16 protein-coding genes and 1 other RNA gene are annotated in these 19,225 nt (G+C 64.0%); 3 read left to right on the top strand and 14 right to left on the bottom strand.

Going from position 1 to position 19,225, the window contains the following annotated elements:
* Positions 1 to 118 precede the first annotated feature (118 nt).
* Both secA and hpf read right to left on the bottom strand, forming a co-directional pair.
* Positions 119 to 3,052, bottom strand: coding sequence for a preprotein translocase subunit SecA (secA, locus tag OU02_RS03035; protein ID WP_033488713.1), 2,934 nt, complete (start codon positions 3,050 to 3,052; stop codon positions 119 to 121).
* Positions 3,053 to 3,278: 226 nt separating this feature from the next.
* Complete coding sequence (hpf, locus tag OU02_RS03030; RefSeq protein ID WP_022858748.1) at positions 3,279 to 3,965, bottom strand: ribosome hibernation-promoting factor, HPF/YfiA family; 687 nt, start codon at positions 3,963 to 3,965, stop codon at positions 3,279 to 3,281.
* Positions 3,966 to 4,158: 193 nt separating this feature from the next.
* Here hpf and rnpB point away from each other — a divergent pair.
* Positions 4,159 to 4,519: RNase P RNA component class A (gene rnpB / locus OU02_RS08300), an RNA gene on the top strand.
* Here the strand turns inward: rnpB and OU02_RS03025 are convergent.
* The 9 genes from OU02_RS03025 to miaB all read right to left on the bottom strand — a co-directional run bounded on the left by OU02_RS03025 (position 4,518) and on the right by miaB (position 14,266).
* On the bottom strand, positions 4,518 to 5,204 hold the full coding sequence (locus tag OU02_RS03025; RefSeq protein WP_033488712.1) for a regulatory protein RecX: 687 nt from the start codon (positions 5,202 to 5,204) through the stop codon (positions 4,518 to 4,520). The genes rnpB and OU02_RS03025 overlap by 2 nt on opposite strands.
* A gap of 15 nt (positions 5,205 to 5,219) precedes the next feature.
* Entirely contained in the window at positions 5,220 to 6,356 is a 1,137-nt protein-coding gene (recA, locus tag OU02_RS03020) for a recombinase RecA (RefSeq protein ID WP_051918275.1), read from the bottom strand.
* Between the two features lie 216 nt (positions 6,357 to 6,572).
* Positions 6,573 to 6,815, bottom strand: a complete 243-nt coding sequence (locus OU02_RS03015) for a DUF3046 domain-containing protein (RefSeq protein WP_080720490.1) — start codon at positions 6,813 to 6,815, stop codon at positions 6,573 to 6,575.
* A gap of 126 nt (positions 6,816 to 6,941) precedes the next feature.
* Complete coding sequence (locus OU02_RS03010; RefSeq protein ID WP_033488710.1) at positions 6,942 to 7,457, bottom strand: helix-turn-helix domain-containing protein; 516 nt, start codon at positions 7,455 to 7,457, stop codon at positions 6,942 to 6,944.
* Positions 7,458 to 7,518: 61 nt separating this feature from the next.
* Positions 7,519 to 8,103 carry a CinA family protein gene (locus OU02_RS03005; protein WP_051918236.1) on the bottom strand — a complete coding sequence of 195 codons (585 nt, stop codon included), beginning with the start codon at positions 8,101 to 8,103 and terminating at the stop codon, positions 7,519 to 7,521.
* Between the two features lie 120 nt (positions 8,104 to 8,223).
* On the bottom strand, positions 8,224 to 8,877 hold the full coding sequence (gene pgsA / locus OU02_RS03000; protein ID WP_033488709.1) for a CDP-diacylglycerol--glycerol-3-phosphate 3-phosphatidyltransferase: 654 nt from the start codon (positions 8,875 to 8,877) through the stop codon (positions 8,224 to 8,226).
* Between the two features lie 69 nt (positions 8,878 to 8,946).
* Entirely contained in the window at positions 8,947 to 11,760 is a 2,814-nt protein-coding gene (locus OU02_RS02995; protein ID WP_033488708.1) for a DNA translocase FtsK, read from the bottom strand.
* A gap of 63 nt (positions 11,761 to 11,823) precedes the next feature.
* Entirely contained in the window at positions 11,824 to 12,837 is a 1,014-nt protein-coding gene (miaA, locus tag OU02_RS02990; RefSeq protein WP_033488707.1) for a tRNA (adenosine(37)-N6)-dimethylallyltransferase MiaA, read from the bottom strand.
* Positions 12,821 to 14,266 (bottom strand): tRNA (N6-isopentenyl adenosine(37)-C2)-methylthiotransferase MiaB, encoded by a 1,446-nt coding sequence (gene miaB, locus OU02_RS02985; RefSeq protein WP_033488706.1) that lies wholly within the window; start codon positions 14,264 to 14,266, stop codon positions 12,821 to 12,823. The genes miaA and miaB overlap by 17 nt, the downstream gene beginning before the upstream one ends.
* 95 nt (positions 14,267 to 14,361) lie before the next feature.
* On the opposite strand from miaB, the gene OU02_RS02980 reads away from it, so the two are divergent.
* Positions 14,362 to 15,162, top strand: coding sequence for a GTP pyrophosphokinase (locus OU02_RS02980; protein ID WP_225532125.1), 801 nt, complete (start codon positions 14,362 to 14,364; stop codon positions 15,160 to 15,162).
* Between the two features lie 86 nt (positions 15,163 to 15,248).
* Here OU02_RS02980 and OU02_RS02975 read toward each other — a convergent pair whose 3' ends face one another.
* The 3 genes from OU02_RS02975 to OU02_RS02965 form a co-directional block, all read right to left on the bottom strand.
* The gene (locus tag OU02_RS02975; protein ID WP_033488704.1) at positions 15,249 to 16,037 is read right to left on the bottom strand and encodes a Bax inhibitor-1/YccA family protein; all 789 of its coding nucleotides are present in this window, start codon (positions 16,035 to 16,037) and stop codon (positions 15,249 to 15,251) included.
* Between the two features lie 174 nt (positions 16,038 to 16,211).
* The gene (locus OU02_RS02970) at positions 16,212 to 16,856 is read right to left on the bottom strand and encodes a response regulator transcription factor (protein WP_033488909.1); all 645 of its coding nucleotides are present in this window, start codon (positions 16,854 to 16,856) and stop codon (positions 16,212 to 16,214) included.
* A 2-nt stretch (positions 16,857 to 16,858) separates the two neighbouring features.
* Positions 16,859 to 18,046 (bottom strand): sensor histidine kinase, encoded by a 1,188-nt coding sequence (locus tag OU02_RS02965; RefSeq protein WP_033488703.1) that lies wholly within the window; start codon positions 18,044 to 18,046, stop codon positions 16,859 to 16,861.
* A 162-nt stretch (positions 18,047 to 18,208) separates the two neighbouring features.
* Between OU02_RS02965 and OU02_RS02960 the strand changes: the two genes are divergently transcribed.
* Positions 18,209 to 19,216 (top strand): ABC transporter ATP-binding protein, encoded by a 1,008-nt coding sequence (locus OU02_RS02960; RefSeq protein WP_033488907.1) that lies wholly within the window; start codon positions 18,209 to 18,211, stop codon positions 19,214 to 19,216.
* The last annotated feature ends 9 nt before the right edge of the window (positions 19,217 to 19,225 follow it).

The following is a 19,225-nucleotide window of genomic DNA, read 5'->3' as shown; positions in this document are numbered from 1 at the left end:
CCCACGCCCATATCATGGTCATCCATGTAGGCTGACAATACACGGGGAGGGTGCCGCAACCAACTGGCTGCGGCACCCTCCTGCGATTTGATCAGCGGCTGGTCACCGGCGGATCAGCTCACTGCTCGTTCTGGCCGTGGCACATCTTGTACTTACGGCCGGAACCGCACGGGCACGGCGCGTTCTTCGATGTGCCGGGGAACGTGCGGCCGTCGGCCCACGGGGTCTTCAGCTCCTCGTTCTTCGGGCGCTTCGAAGCCGGCACCTTGCCTTCGGCGTGCGAGATCGGGGCCGGGCCCATCAGACCCGATTCCGGAATCGCCTCATTGTCGTCGTAGGCTTCCTTGATCGACGCCTCGTTCGCGGCGGTGAGCACCTCGTCGGCGTGGTCGTCACGCTGGTCGGGCTCTTCCGGCTCGTGCAGCTGGGTCTCGTCGGATTCGACCTCGTCCTGCTCCTCGACGTCGTCGCCCATCGCGACTTCCGCCTGGTCCACGGCCTGGTCGTCGCGCACATCCTGCTGGATGTCCTCGTGATCCTCGGTCTGGGCCACGCTGTCGAGGTCGATGTGGAACAGCAGCTGCACCGACTCCTCCTTGATCGCCTCGATCATGGAGTTGTACATCTGGTAGCCTTCACGCTGGTATTCCACGAGTGGGTCGCGCTGGCCCATGCCGCGCAGGCCGATGCCGTCCTTGAGGTAGTCCATCTCGTACAGGTGCTCGCGCCACTTGCGGTCGAGCACAGCGAGCACCACGCGACGCTCGAGTGTGCGCAGGCCCTCCTCGCCGAGCCTGTCTTCGAACTGGTCGTACTGGTTGAGCGCATCGTCCACGAAGAGCTTCTTCACCGCTTCCGCGGCCTTGTCGCCCTTGAGGCCTTCAGCCGCCTTGCGGGCGTCGTCTTCGGTCACCGTGGTCGGGAACAGCTCCTTGATGGCGCCCACCATGCCGTCCCAGTCCCAGTCCTTTGGCTTGTCGGAACCGCGGTTCGCGCCATGCACATAGCTCGCGACCGTGTCGGAGATGAACATCTCGATGTCTTCGTGGATGTCCTCGCCCTTGAGCACCGCCTGGCGCTCCGCGTAGATGACAGTGCGCTGCTTGTTCATCACGTCGTCGTACTTGAGCACGTTCTTGCGGATTTCGAAGTTGCGCGATTCGACGGCCTTCTGCGCATTGCGCACGCCCTTCGACACGCTCTTCGATTCGATCGGCTCGCCTTCCGGCATGCCCTTGGCCATGACGCGCGCCACGAGCTGCGTGTTGAACAGGCGCATCAGGTCGTCTTCGAGGCTCAGGTAGAAGCGCGATTCGCCCGGGTCGCCCTGACGGCCGGAACGGCCGCGCAGCTGGTTGTCGATACGGCGGGATTCGTGGCGCTCGGTGCCGAGCACGTACAGGCCACCGAGGTCGACGACCTCCTGGTGTTCGTCCTTGACCTGCTCCTTGATCTGCTTGAGGGTCTCGGGCCAGAGCTTCTCGTACTCCTCCGGCGTGTCTTCCGGCGAATAGCCTTCTTCCTTGAGCTTGGCGTCGGCGAGGAACTCGACGTTGCCGCCAAGCATGATGTCGGTACCACGACCGGCCATGTTGGTGGCCACGGTCACGGCGCCCTTGCGGCCCGCCACGGCCACGACGGCCGCTTCCTTCTCGTGCTGCTTCGCGTTGAGCACTTTGTGCTCGATGCCCACCACGTCGAGCAGCGACGAGACGACTTCCGACGATTCGACGGACGCGGTGCCCAGCAGCACCGGCTGGCCCTTGGCGTGGCGCTCGGCCACATCCTTGACGATCGCCGCGAGCTTCTCCTTCTTGGTGCGGAAGATGAGGTCGTCCTTGTCCTGGCGGATCATCGGACGGTTCGTCGGGATCGGCAGCACGCCGAGCTTGTAGGTGCCCATGAACTCGGCGGCTTCGGTCTCGGCCGTACCGGTCATGCCCGCGAGCTTGTCGTACATACGGAAGTAGTTCTGCAGCGTGATCGTGGCAAAGGTCTGGTTCTCGGCCTTGACCTCCACATGCTCCTTGGCCTCAATCGCCTGGTGCAGGCCTTCGTTGTAGCGGCGGCCCGGCAGGATGCGGCCGGTGTGCTCATCGACGATCAGCACCTCGCCGTTCGTCACCACATAGTCGCGGTCGCGCAGGAACAGTTCCTTGGCCTTGATCGCGTTGTTGAGGTAGCCGATAAGGGCCGTGTTGTTCGGCTCGTACAGGTTGTCGATGCCCAGGTAGTCCTCGATCTTCGTGATGCCCGGGTCGAGGATGCCGACGGTCTTCTTCTTCTCGTCGACCTCGTAGTCCTCGTCACGCGTGAGCTTGAGCACGAGCTTGGCGAACTGGCGGTACCAACGCGTCACGTCGCCTTCGGCGGGGCCCGAGATGATAAGCGGCGTACGCGCCTCGTCGATGAGAATCGAGTCGACCTCGTCGACGATGGCGTAGTGGTGGCCGCGCTGCACGAGCTCGTTCTTCTCCCATGCCATGTTGTCGCGCAGGTAGTCGAAGCCGAACTCGTTGTTCGTGCCGTATGTGATGTCCGCGTTGTACTGCTTGCGGCGCTCCGGCGGCTTCTGCCCGGTGACGATGCACCCGACGCTCATGCCGAGGAAGCGGTAGATGCGCCCCATGAGCTCGCTCTGGTAGCTCGCCAGATAGTCATTAACGGTGATGACGTGCACGCCCTTGCCCTCAAGCGCATTGAGATAGCTCGGCAGCGTGGCCACAAGGGTCTTGCCTTCACCGGTCTTCATTTCGGCGATGTTGCCCCAATGCAGCGCCGCACCGCCCATGAGCTGCACGTCGAAGTGGCGCTGTCCGAGCGTACGCTTCGAGACTTCGCGCACCGTGGCGAAGGATTCGGCCATGATGTCGTCGAGCGAAGCGCCATTGTCGAGCTTCTGCTTGAACTTGGCGGTCTGGCCCTTGAGCTCTTCGTCGCTCAGCGCCGCGATCTGGTCCTCAAGGGCGTTGACCTCTTTGGCAACGTTCTCAAGTCGCTTCACCTGGCGGCCTTCACCCATACGAAGGGCTTTATCTACGATGTCTACCAATTTCACTCCCTTGGTGTGTTTGGTCTAATGCCTGACATCACCAACAATAATCCCGAGAGCGAAATTGTTCCCATTTTACCGGCCATTTTACGAAATTACGATGGTGTTGACACATAATCCGCGCATTTTGCGACAGAAGTGACATGGTTCGCATACAACAACGCCACCCCGCTCCTTCACAGGGTGGCGTTGCTCATGCCATGCGCCTATACGCGCACCAGGCCACTCAGGCGTTCTTGGCTTCCTGGGCCTTCTTGACATTCTCCGGGGTGTCGATCTCGAAAACGCCGTAGCTCCAGCCGTGACGGTGGTAGACGACCGACGGGCGCATCGTGTCTTTGTTGACGAACAGGAAGAAGTCGTGGCCGATCAGCTCCATCTCGTAGAGCGCCTCATCGATGCTCATCGGCTCGGCGACGTGCAGCTTGCGGCGGATCACGATCGGGGTGTCACCGACGTGCACCTCGATCGATTCGCCGGGGCCGAGGTCGGAAGCGACGGCGGCAGCCGGGCTGTTGGCGTCCGCGGCGTCGCCCATGATGTCTTCCTCTTCCTCGGACGGCGGCACGAACTGGCCTGCGTCCACCGGGACCGGGCTGTAGTTCTTGCGATGGTCCTTGCGGCGGTCACGCGCGCGGCGCAGGCGCAGCGTGAGCTTGTCGAGGGCCAGGTCGAGCGCGCTGATCTCGTCGGCGCTCGAAGCCTCGGCGCGCACCACGGTGGAGCCGGCGATGACGGTCAGCTCGACGCGGATGGCGGTGTCATGCATACGCGGATTGCCCTCATGCGACAGCACGATCTGCACGCGCTGCGCGTCGGGGGCGATTGCGGTCACACGATTCATCTTGCTTTCGACGACGTCACGGAACTTCTGCTTGATCTGAATGTGACGGCCGGTAAGAACGATATCCATGTGGACCTCCCTAGACTCAAGCGGCTTTCGCCGCTATATACGGACCGATACGGCGAAACCGCCGTGCGGATATGACTCATTGTAGCCGACGACCCAAGGCGAAATGCGCACAATGCTCATGGTTGAACCGTTTTGGGGCTATCGGCGCCAATATATGGACCACGCGTCCGGTCCAATGCTACAATGTAAAGGTTGAGATCTCTCGATGGCCGCGACCGCGTTCGCGCGGTTGAGGAACTTCCGGGCTCCACAGAGCACGATGGCGGATAACGTCCGCCCAGGGCGACCTGAGAGATAGCGCAGCAGAGAACAGACCGCCGGCACATGTGCCGGTAAGGGTGAAACGGCGGTGTAAGAGACCACCGGGCCGCTGGCAACAGACGGCCGCATGGCAAGCCTCATCGGGAGCAAGGCCAAGCAGAAGGCGTTTGAGGGCTGCTCGCCCGATGCCTTCGGGTAGGCTGCTAGAGCCTGGCGGCGACGTCAGGTCGAGATGGATGGCCATCCGTGCCCCTAGGGCACGACAGAACCCGGGGTATGAGAGGTCTCAACTCACTCGTCGTCCATACCGGCCACGAACAGAGCGTGGGCGACTTCGCGCAGCACTTGGGGATCGTGGCCTTTGCGCCCACCGGCGCTCCAGAACCTGCGGCGCTGCACCTCCACGCCGCACGCACGCGCCTTGTGCGCCACGCTACGGCCCAATTCCCACGCGGCTTCGTCGAAGACCCCCTGTTCGGCCGCCTCCTGCACCACGGATCGGGCAACGGCGCGGTCGACGCCTTTGCGGGTGAGTTCCATGACGGTGCCTCGCATGCCCATCATGCGGCCGACGCAGCCGCGTACCACCATGCGCGCATACTCCTCGTCGTCGAGCAGCCGCAACTCGACGAGACGGTCGATGACCGCATCAATGACTTGGGGCTCATATCCGCGCTCCGCAAGCTTGCCACGCAATCCGCCGGTCGAGCGCGCGGCGGCGTCGAGAAGCCTGAGCGCGGCCTCTTTGCAGGCGTCCTCGTCTTGCGGTGCCTCAGTGAGCGTATAGCCGAATCCACTCCCCCGCCGTACACGCACGGCATCATGGCGTCCCTTGGCATGGCGCCCTTCCCCGTCACGGTGCTTGCCACTGCGGGCGGCACTGGATGCGTGCGCATGTGGGGTGGCCGGCTCGGGCGCCTCGGCGGCGCAAGCCCCAGCCACCCCATGTTCGCGCAGGAAGTCCTCAGCGGAGATCATGCCTGCACCTTACGGTCAGTTCTTCTTGGGGGCGTCTTCCACAGGCTGCCCCTCGATTGTGGATTCGACCGTGTCACCTTGCGCGAATTCGTCTTCACCGGCGATCAGGCCGTACGAGACCTTGACCTTGTGCTCGATCTCATCGACCACGCCTGGATTGTCTTTGAGGAACTTGCGCACATTTTCGCGGCCCTGCCCCAGCTGGTCGCCTTCATAGGTGAACCACGACCCCGACTTCTTGACGATGCCGGTCTCGAGCGCCATGTCGAGCACGGAGCCTTCGCGCGAGATACCCTCGCCATACAGCACGTCGAATTCGGCGGTCTTGAACGGCGGCGCCATCTTGTTCTTCACCACCTTGACCTTGGTGCGGTTGCCCACGGCATCCTCACCGTTCTTGAGCGTCTGGATACGGCGGATGTCCATGCGCACCGAGGCATAGAACTTGAGCGCCTTGCCGCCGGTGGTGGTCTCGGGACTGCCGAAGAACACACCGATCTTCTCGCGCAACTGGTTGATGAAGATCGCGGTCGTGTTCGCCTGCGCGAGCGCGCCGGTCATCTTGCGCAGCGCCTGACTCATCAGACGCGCCTGCAGACCCACATGGCTGTCTCCCATGTCGCCCTCTATCTCGGCCTTCGGCACAAGCGCCGCCACAGAGTCGATGACGATCACGTCGAGCGCGCCGGACCGGATGAGCATGTCGGCGATTTCGAGCGCCTGCTCGCCGTTGTCCGGCTGCGAGACAATCAGCGAATCCGTATCGACGCCGAGATTGCGCGCATACACCGGGTCGAGCGCGTGTTCGGCGTCGATGAACGCCGCGACGCCGCCGTTGCGTTGTGCGTTGGCCACCACATGGAGCGCGAGGGTTGTCTTGCCCGAGGATTCCGGGCCGTAGATCTCCACCACGCGGCCGCGCGGCAGTCCGCCGATACCCAATGCCATGTCGAGCGCCAGCGAACCGGTGGGGATGACCTCCACATCCTGTTCGGGCCGGTCGCCCAACCGCATGGCCGACCCTTTGCCGAAGCTCTTCTCGACCTGCGCCAATGCGGTGTCGAGGGCCGCCTGGCGGCGCGGATCGATCTTCGGCTCCTCGCCGGCCTGCGCCGCCGCCTTGGTCTTATCTGCTTTCGTCTGCGTAGCCATCGCCTGGTTCTCCTTCATGTTCTGCTGATTGCTGTGCCCCATACGCTAACGCACGTATGCGGCCGCCATCAACCTGTGCAGGTGTATGTGGTCGGACGCCCCGCCCATCCACAATGGTCGCGACCGGCACTCCGCCATGCCCTGCATGCCGCATTCCATCATACCCGGAAATGCGAACATTTGTTCGAATGCGCGCGATATGCGGCGAGTCGTGAATCAGCCGCGGAAATCGACCGGCAGCGGGGGCGCCGTGTGGTCTTTGCCCCACCGTCTGCCATCCGGAATGTCCATCTGGTCGCACAGCACATTCCACACCACGCGCGGCTCCTCACCGCGTTCCAGCGCCTCAACGACGGTGGCGCCGCCAAGCTTGGTGAGCCCTTGGTCGTGCGCCAGCGCACGCCCGTAACTGCGTCCGAAAACCTCTTCCAACAATTGCCAAAACTCACGTTCACGCATAGCCCCACTGTATCGCATACATCCGCCCACCATACGGCTTGGCGCCGTGTGCCCGGCCGGCAGTGTGCGGTTTCCCGCCATACTGCCGGCCGGGCGCACGGCGCCAAGCCATACCGGTAAGTTGAATCAGCCTTCGACCGAATCCAGGTAATCCGCGACCATGCGCAGCATCTGGGAGGTGCTCAAGCCCAGCGATTCGGAGATGGACGCGAGCAGTTCGGAGCTCGCCTCCTTCTGGCCACGCTCGACTTCGGAGAGGTACCCGAGCGATACACCGGCCTTCTCGCTGACCTCGCGCAGTGTTTTATGGTCATGGGTACGCAGGTCGCGCAACACATGGCCGATCGCCTCGCGCAACGACACTTCCTTGACTTCCCCATTGGCCTCATGCTTGCGCAGCAGCGCCCGGGGCTTCACGCTTTCGGAATCCTCCTCCTGCCACATGCGCACAAGCGCCGCCTGACGCTCATCCTTGGCCTTCTTGGCTGCTCGCGCACGCATCACCTGCTGCTGGGCGAACATCACCGCCCGGCGCTGTGCGGGGGTCAGCTCACGCATACGAGCGGATCCCGAACGTGCGGGTGCCGGCGCCTCTACCTTCTTGACCTCGGCTTGCACTTCAGTGATTGTCATTCGTTCCATGGCAGTCACACCCCTTTCACATTGTTCTGCCTACACTTCTTTACTGTTCCAGTATCAGGAATTATTCCTGTGAAGAACCTGAGAATTCCCTCAGGTTTTCCAGAACACACCCGATTGTCTTATGTCTAATAACCTCCCGGGAACCTTGCAAATTCAACTCTACTGCATAGTTTGAAGATTCTATGGAGACGGCAGGAATTTCAGGAAAAGACACGCCGATATAGACCAATCCTGCGGGTTTTCCGCCGTCAGGCCCCGGTCCGGCGACCCCGGTGGTGGATAATCCGATTATCCGAGAGCGATATTCCGATTGGCTGAACAGTTGTGCCGTGCGCTGGGCCATCTCGATGGCCACCTGTGGGTGCACCGCCCCTTCCCTCCGTAAGAGTTCTGCATTTACGCCGAGCACAGAAGCCTTGGCATGGATGTCATAGGTGACCGCCGACCCGAGGAACACCTGCGAAGCGCCGGGGATGCGCACAAAGGCGTCGGCGAGCAGACCACCGGTCAGCGACTCCGCACACGCAATCTTCATATCCCGCGCTTGGCACCATCGCAATATCGCAGTGGCCTGCACATCGCAATAGGCCTGCAGCTCCTCGACGCTGTCGAGATCCCTCGGATCGCTCGTGGACACATCGCGCATCGCGCACCTCTTTCTTCACCTTGGCCCCACCTCACGGTTGCGGACTGCTTCCATATATACGAACATCCCGCGCGCAGGGCCGTCATGCGCGCGGGATGCAGAACGCAGCTCTCCGACCGGCTACCGGGCCGCGCGCTTCTTTGCGGCCATGACGCCATGCACATACTGCCAGCCTGAATACAGGCACAGGATGAGCGAGAAGTAGATCAGCGTGTAGGTGACAATGAAATAGATCGAGAGCCACAGTGGCTGCGCGCCCCCACGCCACAACGTCCACACCGGGAACATCAGCAGTCCGATGCCAAGGCACTGCGTGAGCGTCTTGTATTTACCGATCTGCGAGGCGGCGATGACCTTGCCTCCATGGTCGATGACGAAGAAGCGCATCACGGTGATGCCGATCTCACGCACCAGGAACAGGCCGGTGACGATCCATCCGACCCACACATTGCCCAGCTCGCCATAGCAGGCGGCCACCACAAGCGCGCCGAGGGTGAGCAATTTGTCGGCGATCGGATCCATGAGCTTGCCCAGTTCGGTCACCTGATTGTATTTGCGCGCAAGCCAACCGTCGAGTTTGTCGGTCGATGCGGCGATGAAGAAGATGACCGCGGCCGCCCACCGCATGCCCACATTGCGCAGCCCCCATGGGCCAGCCGCAATATACAATCCCAGGAACACCACAACAAGGATGATGCGGCTGAAGGTGACGAGGTTCGGTGGCGAACTCCACCCAGCCCACAATGACTGTTTTCCGTCTGTCTGCTTTTCCATGCGCTTCAGGATACTCCCCAGCCGTCACTTTCCATGCCACGCATGTCCTCGCGCGCCGCCAACGTGCGTCTACATGCCGGCATCGCCATCCGCCGGTTCGGCCGGCGTGGGTGTGATCGAGTCGGTCTCACCGCGGATGAACGCGAGCACCTGTGGCAGGTCCTGCGGCTGTACAAGCACTTCACGTGCCTTGGAGCCTTCGGACGGCCCCACCACGCCGCGCGATTCGAGCAGGTCCATGAGGCGGCCCGCCTTGGCGAAGCCGACGCGCAGCTTGCGCTGCAGCATCGACGTGGATCCGAACTGCGAGCTCACCACGAGTTCGGCGGCCTGCAGCAGGTCGTCCATGTCGCCGCCGATATCTTCGGTCGGGTCGAGCGCGCTCTTCTCCGACTCCTTCGCCATCTGTTCGATGTCGTCACGGTAGTGCGGCTTGCGCTGCTTGCTCACGAATTCGACGGCGTCGCGGATCTCGGACTCGTTGACCCACGACCCCTGCACACGGATCGGCTTGGCCATACCCATCGGCATGAACAGCGCGTCACCCTGTCCGATCAGCGTCTCGGCGCCGGTCGCGTCGAGGATGACGCGCGAATCAGTGGCCGACGACGTGGCGAAAGCGAGCCTCGACGGGATGTTCGCCTTGATCAGGCCCGTGACCACATCGACCGACGGGCGCTGCGTGGCGAGCACCAGATGCACGCCCGCGGCACGCGCGAGCTGCGTGATGCGCTGGATCGAGCTTTCCACATCGTTCTTCGCGACCATCATCAGGTCGGCCATCTCGTCAACGACGACAAGCAGGTACGGGTACGGCGCCACTTTGCGTTGCGAGCCGGCCGGCGCATGCACCTTGCCCGCACGCACCGCCTCATTGAAGTCCTTGACATGCCGGAACCCGAAGAACTCGAGGTCGCTGTACCGCGCGTCCATCTCTTTGACGACCCATTCGAGCGCCTGAGCGGCCTTCTTCGGATCGGTGATGATCGGCGTCAGCAGATGCGGGATGCCCGCATACGCGGACAATTCCACACGCTTGGGGTCGACCATGATCATGCGCACCTGATCGGGCGTGGCGCGCATGATGATCGATGTGAGCATCGAATTGATGAAGCTCGACTTGCCCGAGCCCGTGGCGCCGGCCACGAGCAGATGCGGCATCTTCGTCAGGTCGGCCGTCACGAAATGGCCTTCCACGTCTTTACCCACGCCGGCGAGCATGGGGTTGGGGTCGCTGACCGCCTTCTGCGAGCGCAGCACGTCGCCCAGATGCACGATCTCGCGGTCGGCGTTCGGGATTTCGATGCCGATGGCGCTTTTGCCAGGGATCGGCGAAAGGATGCGCACGTCCGAGCTGGCGACCGCGTAGGCGATGTTCTTCTGCAGGTTCGTTACTTTCTCGACCTTCACGCCTTGGCCAAGCTCCACTTCGTACTGTGTGACCGAGGGGCCGCGCAGGAACCCGACGACCTTCGCGTCGACCTTGAATTGCTCGAAGGTGTTGGAAAGCGCGCGGATCACCTTGTCGTTCTCCGGTGTGCGCGTCGCGTGGGGCTTGCCCTTGGCGAGCATGGCGAGGTCGGGCAGTTGGTAGGGCCCGTCATCGGTTTCGGCGCCCGCGGACGCCGCGCCTGCGGCAGCCGCAGTGCCGGATGCCGATGCTGCACCACTCGAGCTCGCCGCAGCGGGCGCGGGTGCGGGTGCGGATGAACGCGCGACGCGTGGAGCCGCTGTGGGCTCGGAGATGACTTCCCCTGTTTCGGGGGCGACGAGCAGTGTCTGTTCCTGCGAATCCATATGTGCCCATGGGTCGACGGCGGGCACGGCACCCGACGGCATCGGGCGCGTGTGCTGCCCGGGCAATGCGGACCACGAACTCGAATCGATGCTGCGCGTCGCGTCGTCTCCGTAGCCTCCACCACTGCTCACCGACCGCAGGCCGCCGTCGAGCCGTGTTTCGGCGGTCTCACCGTGACGGCTCGCCGCATTGAGGAACGCCTCGTCGCCGGCGTAATGGTCGAGGCCGGTGTCGCTGCCATCATGCTTATGGCGGTGGAACAGCCGCGCGAAGAACCCCGGCTTGCGCGCGCCGCCGGATTCCTCATCCGAGCCATCGTGCGCGGGCACGCCGTCCGCGAACGCGAGGGTGTCGTCACCCACACGCACCTCGTTGGGGAACTGCCGGTCGTCGTCGGAGTCTGTCTGCCTGTGCGGCGCCTTGCCGGCGAGCGAGCGCACGGTGTCTGGAATGTCGGTCACATGCGTGCGTGTGATCAGCAGCACGGAGAACAGTGCGGACACGACAAACACGATGATCGCGAAGGTCTGCGACAGGCCCCAGGCGAGAGGCGAACCGACGATGAACCCGAGCAGTCCGCCGGCACGCTGCAGATTGCCCCACGAGAATGTCTTCGTGTCGGCCGCCATGATCACGTCGATGATCGAGCACACCGACCACAGCAGCATCGCCCATCCGGCGATGACGCGCGGGTTGTCCGACCCTTTGCCCGCATTGCGCATGAGGCGTATGGCCACAAGGACCAGCAGCACCGGTACGACGATGCTCATCACGCCGAACAGCCCGGCGGCGAAGGCGTGCAGCACGCGGCCGAGCGCCCCATCCACGCGGAACCATTCGGACCCGATGAAGAACACGGCGAGCACGATCATCACAAAGCACAATCCGTCACGCCGGTACGCCGGGTCGAATTCGCCGGTACCGCCTGCCCCGCGCACGCCGGCGCCGAGTGCGCGCGGCACGGCGAGCGCGGCGCGCTTCCACCACGGCTCGGGTGTGGGGGCGCCCGACGACGGGGTCTGCCGCGACGTGCCCGACGAACTGGTGCGGGGTTTGTTTGGGTTCGAGGAAGTAGATCGTGCCATAACGCTCAAGATTCTATCGCAGGGGTTTCACCTCGCCTCGCGCGCGTTCGCGATGCGCGCGCATCAGTGCAATGCACCGAGATGGTGCTGCACGTATTCGTCGGCGTGCATGTCGATGTGGTCGTAGCCGCCTTGGTCAGCCACGTCGATGACCGCCATCGCATTGTCCACAAGGCGCGGGTTGAGCGCCTGCAGCCAGTGGATGCGCGGGTCGCGGCCGAACCAGCCCATCTGTTTGCGCGCCAGACGACGCGTTTTCTGCGCCACGTCGGCCATCGTCTCGTCGAGGTCGCGCAGGCCGTCCAAATAGTCGATCACCTGCTGGTAGCCGAGCGCGCGCGCCGCCGTCATGCCCAGATGCGGGCGCAGGCGCTCCACCTCGTCGATGAATCCTTCGTCGAACATGCGGCGCGTGCGTCCGTCGATGCGCGCGTCGAGGTCTTCGCGCGGCAGGTCGAGCCCGATTTGCACCGAGGGGATGACGTAGCGGTAGCGCGGCAGCGAGGCCGAATACGGGCGCCCGGTGAGCTCGATGACCTCGAGCGCGCGCACGGTGCGGCGCGGATTGTGCGGATCCATGCGCGCCGCCGCCTCAGGGTCACGCTGGGCGAGCTCGGCAAACAGCGCGCCGGCGCCTTCTGTGCGCGCGCGTTCCTCGAGACGTGCGCGCACCTGCGGATCGGTTCCGGGGAACGAGATGTCGTCGATCGCGGCGCGCGCATACAGGCCAGAGCCGCCCACGAGGATCGGGCGGATGCCCTGCGATTGCAGCTCGCTGATGACATGGCGCGCCATCTGCTGGAAGCGGGCGACCGTCATCGTGTCGGACGGGTCGATCACGTCGAGCAGATGGTGCGGCACCGCGGCCTGCTCCTCATCGCTCGCCTTCGCGGTGCCGATGTCCATGCCGCGGTACATCTGGTAGGCGTCCGCATTGACGATATGCGCGCGTTCGCCGCGTTCGGCGAGACGCCGCGCGATCGCGATGCCCAGCCCCGTCTTGCCCGAGGCCGTGGGACCGACGATCGAGACGAGACGCGGCGCCACGAGCGGCGTGGACTCAGTGGCGGATGGCATAGGTCTGCCCCTTGGCTGGGTCCGGGTCCGCGATGAGGTTGTGTTTGCCGGCGTGCGTGACCGTGGCGGTCACGAAATCACCGACCTGCGGCGCGGGCATGCCTTCGGGCACGCCGACATGCACGAGCACGCCGGTGCGCTCGCGGCCGGTGACGCGGTGCGTCTGCTCGTCCTTGCGCCCGGTCGTGCCGGTGACCATTACCTCGACGTCACGCCCTTCGAACTTCTTGAGTTCCTGCGCGGTGATGCGCTCCTGCAGGGCCACGAGGCGCTCGAAGCGCTCCTGCGAGACGTCGCGCGGCACCTGTTCCATCGCCGCGGCGGGCGTGCCCGGCCGTGGCGAGTAGATGAACGTGAACGCGGACGAGAAGCGCGCCTGCTCCACGATGTCGAGCGTGCGCTGGAAGTCCTCCTCCGTCTCGCCCGGGAACCCGACGATGATGTCGGTGGAGATCTGCGCGTCGGGCATCGCCTCGCGGATCCGGCCCAGGATGTCGAGGAACTTCGCGGAACGGTACGACCGGCGCATGGCGCGCAGGATGCGGTCAGAGCCCGACTGGAGTGGGAAGTGCAGCTGGTGCATCACATTCGGCGTCTGCGCCATCGTCTCGATCACGTCGTCGGTGAACGCCGCCGGATGCGGCGACGTGAACCGAACACGTTCGAGCCCCTCGATCTCACCGCACGCACGCAACAGCTTCGAGAACGCATAGCGGTCGCCCACGCCGTAACCGTACGAGTTGACGTTCTGGCCCAGCAGCGTGACCTCTTTGGCGCCTTCATCCACACAACGGCGCACCTCGGCGAGCACGTCGCCCGGGCGCCGGTCGCGTTCCTTGCCGCGCGTGGTGGGCACGATGCAGAACGTGCATGTGTTGTTGCAGCCCACCGAGATCGCGACCCACGACGAGATGCGCGACCCGCGCACCGCGGGCAGCTGGCTGGGGAACTGGTCAAGCGATTCCTTGACGCGCACCTGCGCGCGGCCTTCGCGGCGGGCCTGATTGAGCAGCGCGGGCAGGTCCTCGATGTTCTTCGTGCCGAACACGGCGTCGACCCAAGGCGCCTTTCTGGCGATGCGCTCGCGGTCGAGCTGGGCCATGCAGCCGCCGACGGCGATCTGCAGGTTGGGGCGTTCGCGTTTCATCTGCGCCCACAGGCCGATTGTGCCGTACATGCGTTCCGCCGCGTTCTCACGCACCGCGCATGTATTCATCACGATCAGATCCACGTCGTGGTCGAGCTCCTGCTCTTCGGTGGCCGGCACATACCCTTGGCTCGTGAGCACGCCGGCGATGCGCTCGGAATCGTGCACGTTCATCTGGCAGCCCAGCGTGTGGACCTGGAACACGCCCCTGCCACGGCCCTCCTGCCCGGCCTCGGGGGCCGTAAGCGTGCGCTCCTGCTCGGTCATCATGTCTTCGTTCATACCGCATATGCTAACGGAGGGCGGGCACAGGTCACATGGCACGCGCCGCTCCTCCATCGAACCTCCATGGAACGCACCCGCAGGCCGATTGCCGCATTCAGGCGCATCGGTTAGGATGGCACAATGTGATACTTGACCGCCAAAGCCGCATCAACACGAATGACCTGCGCACCCGTCTCAAGGTGTTGCTCAACCAATTCTCCCCCGACAACCAACCGGGGCATTTGGGCGACATGGAGACGATGACCGAGTTCATCAACCAGATGCAGGTCTACGAAGGCGCCATGTACGAGATCAGCACCAAGCTCGAGATCCTCGACTCCGAATTCCAAGTGCGCTTTTCGCACGACCCGATCCATCACATGGAGCGCCGCCTCAAGTCCGTGGATTCGATTCTGGGCAAACTGGAACGCAAGAACCTGCCGGTGACGATCGAGGCCATCCGCGACAATCTGTTCGACGTGGCCGGCATCCGCGTGATCTGCAATTACCGCGACGACGTGTATTCCGTGGCCAACTACCTTTCGGCGCAGTCCGACATCCAGGTGCTGCGCGTGAAGGACTACATTAAATCCCCCAAGCAGAACGGCTACCGGTCGCTCCATGTGATCTACGCGGTACCGGTCTTCCTGTCGAACGGCGCGCATTACACGCCGGTGGAGGTGCAGTTCCGCACGATCGCGATGGACTACTGGGCGAGCCTCGAGCACGCGCTGCGGTACAAGACGGACCTGCCCGACAACAAGCACGCGGAGCACGCGCAGACGCTGCTCGATTGCGCGCGCTCGCTGCAGAACGTGGAGACGCAGATGCAGACGATCCACCGCGACATCAACGGCGCCCCGCAGAGCGGCGAGGCCCCGCACGCCGAGGGGCTGCAGCACGCGATCTCGTGACGCGCGCACGGTCCCGGCAAACAAAACGGTGGTGGCCCCACGCTGAACAAGCGTGGGGCCACCACCGTATGTGAGGCCTGCGCGGGCTAGTCCCGGCTCAGTCCCACCAACTGCAACACGTAGAGGAACATGTTGATGAAGTCGAGGTAGAGATTGAGCGCGCACAGGATCGAGATGCGCTTGATCATCTCGGGGCCCTGCGCGGCGTACTGCGCGAACGCGGCGCGTGTGAACTGCGCGTCGTAGATCGTCATGCCGGCGAACAGGATGATGCCGATCGCCGAGATGACCTTGAGCATCGTGTCGGTGGGCGCCACGAACATGAGGATCACCTGCGCCACGATCAGCACGATGAGCGCGATCATCAGTACCGGGCCGGCTTTGAGCATGTTCGCCTTGGTCGTCAGGCCGAACATCGTGAGCGCGAAGTAGAAGCCCGCGCTGATCAGGAACGCGAAGCCGATCATGCCGAGGTTGTATGCCCCGAAGATCGTGCTCATCGTCACGCCCATCAGCGCCGCGAAGATGTAGAAGCACACGCGCGCGGCGGCCGGCGACATCTTCATGACGCGCACGCCAAGGTAGACCGCCATGCCGATCTGCACGATCGCCGGCAGCCAGACGCCCAGCGCACCGGTGGCGCGCAGGAACGACACATAGAACCCGCTCATCTGTGTGAAGATGGCCACTGCCGCGGTGATGAGCAGGCCGATCGTCATCTCGCCATAGGCGCGTGTGATCGACACATGCTCGGCACGCTCGTACGCGTACGCGGGCGTGGCGTCGATTGTGGTTTGGCCCGCCTGCTGCCGCATGGTGTATTGCGACTGCGGACCATTGGGATAGCCCCCATAGGGCTGCTGTCCATATGTCATAATCCGTTGTTCCTTATCTGTTTTGGCTGCCCCTATTGTACGCGAAGAATTCGCCTACAATCTGAAAGTCTTCTGACAATACGATGGGAACGGTCCAATACGGTTGCTCCACTGCATTCAACACCGCCGTGCAAAGCGCTATTCCACCTCACCCACGGTGAAGGCGGATGCTCATCAGTGGCATGCGAGCCATTCGACGGCGAGTTTGGTGCGGTTCGAGATGTTCGTCTTGGCCAGGATGTCGCTGATGCGGTTGCGCACCGTGCCTTCGCTCAGATACAAACGCCCCGCGATCTCGCGGTTGTCCAATCCTTCGGCCACGAGGGCTGCGATGCCCCGTTCACGGTCAGTAAGCACCGCGAACCGCGGGTCCTCCCCCACGCTTTCGCCCGGCGCCCCGCCTTCGCGTGGCGCCACATGCAACGGCAGTTGGCCTAGGACTTCGGCGCCGAGCACCACCTGGCCCGCCATGACCGCCTGCACTGCCGGAACCACGGAGGCGACGTCCTGTTTGATCAGATAGCCCTTGGTGTGCAGGTCGATGGCACGGCGGATATAGTCGGGGTCGGCGAATGTGGTGAGGATCAGGATGCGCGCATCGGGGTCGCCCCGCAGGATGCGCGCCGCCGCCTCGAGGCCGTCGGTGCCCGGCATCTGCACGTCGATGAGCAACACGTCGGGCGCGTGCCGACGGTAGTTCGCCACGGCGGTCTCGCCGTCATGCGCGCTCCACAGCACCTGCGCGGTGCCGGTGGCAGTGAGTATCGTGCCGATCGACGAGCACACAATCGGGTCGTCGTCGACAATGGCCACTGAAATCATCATGCTCCTTGTGTGGTCTGTTGTGCCGGGTCCTGTTTGGGAATGGAGACGAACACGCGCCAGCCTTCACCGTATGGCCCGCATGTGGCGTTGCCACCGAGCGCGCGGGCGCGTTCCTCGATGTCGGCAAGCCCGATGCCCGCCGAGCGCGTGGCGCCCGCGCTTATGGGCTTGCCGCCGTTGTCCTGCACGATGAGCTGCCAAAGTCCCGGCAGGTCGATGAGCTTCACCGTGGCCTCGCTCGCCGTGCCATGCCGCACCGCATTGGTGAGCGCCTCGCGGATGACCGCGGCGAAACAGCGCGCGACCGCGGCCGGGGCGTGCTTGATGCCATCGGCCAGATGTACCACCAGCGGAACACCCTCGTCGACCGATGCGGCGTCTTCGACCATGCTGTGGAAATCGGTTCCCTCGTCTTTCAGGTCGTGCACCGACGCGCGGATCAACGTCATCGCCTCGTCGAGCGTGGCGCCGATCTGGCTGAACTGCGCGGCATGCTCGGCGTCGCCCACCGTTGCGGCCACGACATGGTCGGCCTGCGCCATCATAATCGCACGTGTGAGGACGTGGCCCACGTTGTCGTGGATCTCACGGGCGATGCGCGTGCGTTCGTTGAGCCGGGCCTGCCGCATGTCGGCGGTGCGCTGCGCCTCGACATCGGCGATGCGCGCATGCGACAGGCGCAGCCGTTCACGCCGTGCATCGGCAAGCGCACGGTAGCGCATCTGCGAGCGCAGGCCATCGGCACGCAGCCAACCCGCCACGGCGGCCAGCACAGTGAGCGGCACCAACAGCATGCAGGCGAGCGCACGCGCGTCGTGCGGCCACACGCCGCCGATGCTCATCAACGCCCCGCCCGTCACCGCGCATGCAGCCGCGCAAGGCACGGCGGCGAGCGCATATTTGGCGCGGCGTGCGCGCGGTGTGGCGCAGAAGACGAGTCGGTAGGCCAGATCGCAGGCCATGAGCGGCAGGAACATGGACCATGTGGGCATGGCGATTGCGGCGGCGCAGAACCCCATGCCCAAGGCGAGCCATGTCTTCTCCTCGATAAGCGTGGCAAGCGCCGCCAGACAGACCGCCACAAGCAGCCCCACCACGGTGGCCATGGTGATGTCGGAGCTGGACAGCAGGGCAAGCACCGTGCAGATGACGGCCATGAGTACATGGATTGCGATGTCCGCCATGCTGCGCCCCTTTCCGTGCCGTGCGCGTGTATAGTACAGGTTCCATTATCGGGTATGCCGGCCCTTCGGCAACGCGCAGCGTGACATTTGTCACCACTGTTTCACGAAACTGGTGATGGCAGGCACGGTGTCTGCATGCGCCCGCTTGGAAGAATGGTTGGCATGAACACTACAGCACCAACCCCGGCGCATGCCGCGCAGCGCACCGCTCACCCCACCCCGGCCATCCGGGTGACCGAACTGGTCAAGCACTATGGAGACAACCTGGCCCTCGACTACCTCACCATGGAGGTTCGCCGTGGCGAGATCTACGGCCTGCTCGGTCCGAACGGCTCGGGTAAGACGACCGCGATCAACTGCATCCTCGGCCTGCTCACCTATGATTCGGGCGAGATCCGCATCTTCGGTGAACCGATGGGGCCGACGAGTTACGACCTCAAACGGCGGATCGGCGTCGTGCCGCAGGACATCGCCGTGTTCAATGAACTGACGGTCGAGGAGAACATCGCATACTTCTGTTCGCTCTATGTCGCGGACCGCGCGCGCCGCAAGGGGCTCGTCGACGAGGCGATCGCCTTCGTGGGGCTCAACGACTACCGCACGTACCGCCCGCGCAAACTCTCGGGCGGCCTGCTGCGCCGCCTGAACATCGCGTGCGGCATTGTGCACAAGCCCGAGCTCATCTTCTTCGACGAGCCCACCGTGGCCGTCGATCCGCAGAGCCGCAACGCGATCCTCGAAGGCATCGAGCAGCTCAACGCGCAAGGCTCGACGATTGTGTACACGAGCCACTACATGGAGGAGGTCGAGCAGATCTGCGACCGCATCCAGATCATCGACCACGGTCGGCAGATCGCGCTCGGCACCGCCGACGAGCTCAAGCGCATGATCGACGTGGGCGAGCGCATCAGCATCGAGGCGCCGTCGCTCGCGGCGGATGCGAACGCGCGCGAGCGCACCATTGCCGCACTGCGCGCACTGCCTGCGGTGCACGACGTGGAGTATGCGCACGACATGCTGGACGTCTCGTGCGCACAAGGCGCGCATAATCTGATCGACGTGTTGCAGACCCTGCAACAGGCGGGCGTTCCCGTGGGGCATGTCACGTCGCGTACACCGACGCTCAATGACGTGTTCCTGGCGTTCACCGGCACGGAACTGCGCGACTAAGGGGAAGGT

It is taken from the genome of Bifidobacterium pseudolongum subsp. pseudolongum DSM 20099, from assembly GCF_000771225.1.
Classification (GTDB): Bacteria; Actinomycetota; Actinomycetes; order Actinomycetales; family Bifidobacteriaceae; genus Bifidobacterium; species Bifidobacterium pseudolongum.
Note: the sequence above shows the minus strand (reverse complement) of the source record. Positions and strands in the feature narration are given on the sequence as shown.

Excerpts from the sequence above, each read along its gene's own strand:
- OU02_RS03015 (WP_080720490.1), bottom strand. The coding sequence starts at position 6,815 with ATGCGTGAACGTGAGTTTTGGCAATTGTTGGAAGAGGTTTTCGGACGC.
- OU02_RS02995 (WP_033488708.1), bottom strand. The coding sequence starts at position 11,760 with ATGGCACGATCTACTTCCTCGAACCCAAACAAACCCCGCACCAGTTCG.
- OU02_RS03025 (WP_033488712.1), bottom strand. The coding sequence starts at position 5,204 with ATGATCTCCGCTGAGGACTTCCTGCGCGAACATGGGGTGGCTGGGGCT.
- miaA (WP_033488707.1), bottom strand. The coding sequence starts at position 12,837 with ATGCCATCCGCCACTGAGTCCACGCCGCTCGTGGCGCCGCGTCTCGTC.
- recA (WP_051918275.1), bottom strand. The coding sequence starts at position 6,356 with ATGGCTACGCAGACGAAAGCAGATAAGACCAAGGCGGCGGCGCAGGCC.
- OU02_RS03010 (WP_033488710.1), bottom strand. The coding sequence starts at position 7,457 with ATGGAACGAATGACAATCACTGAAGTGCAAGCCGAGGTCAAGAAGGTA.
- OU02_RS02975 (WP_033488704.1), bottom strand. The coding sequence starts at position 16,037 with ATGACATATGGACAGCAGCCCTATGGGGGCTATCCCAATGGTCCGCAG.
- OU02_RS02965 (WP_033488703.1), bottom strand. The coding sequence starts at position 18,046 with ATGGCGGACATCGCAATCCATGTACTCATGGCCGTCATCTGCACGGTG.
- pgsA (WP_033488709.1), bottom strand. The coding sequence starts at position 8,877 with ATGGAAAAGCAGACAGACGGAAAACAGTCATTGTGGGCTGGGTGGAGT.
- miaB (WP_033488706.1), bottom strand. The coding sequence starts at position 14,266 with ATGAACGAAGACATGATGACCGAGCAGGAGCGCACGCTTACGGCCCCC.
- OU02_RS02960 (WP_033488907.1), top strand. The coding sequence starts at position 18,209 with ATGAACACTACAGCACCAACCCCGGCGCATGCCGCGCAGCGCACCGCT.
- hpf (WP_022858748.1), bottom strand. The coding sequence starts at position 3,965 with ATGGATATCGTTCTTACCGGCCGTCACATTCAGATCAAGCAGAAGTTC.
- OU02_RS03005 (WP_051918236.1), bottom strand. The coding sequence starts at position 8,103 with ATGCGCGATGTGTCCACGAGCGATCCGAGGGATCTCGACAGCGTCGAG.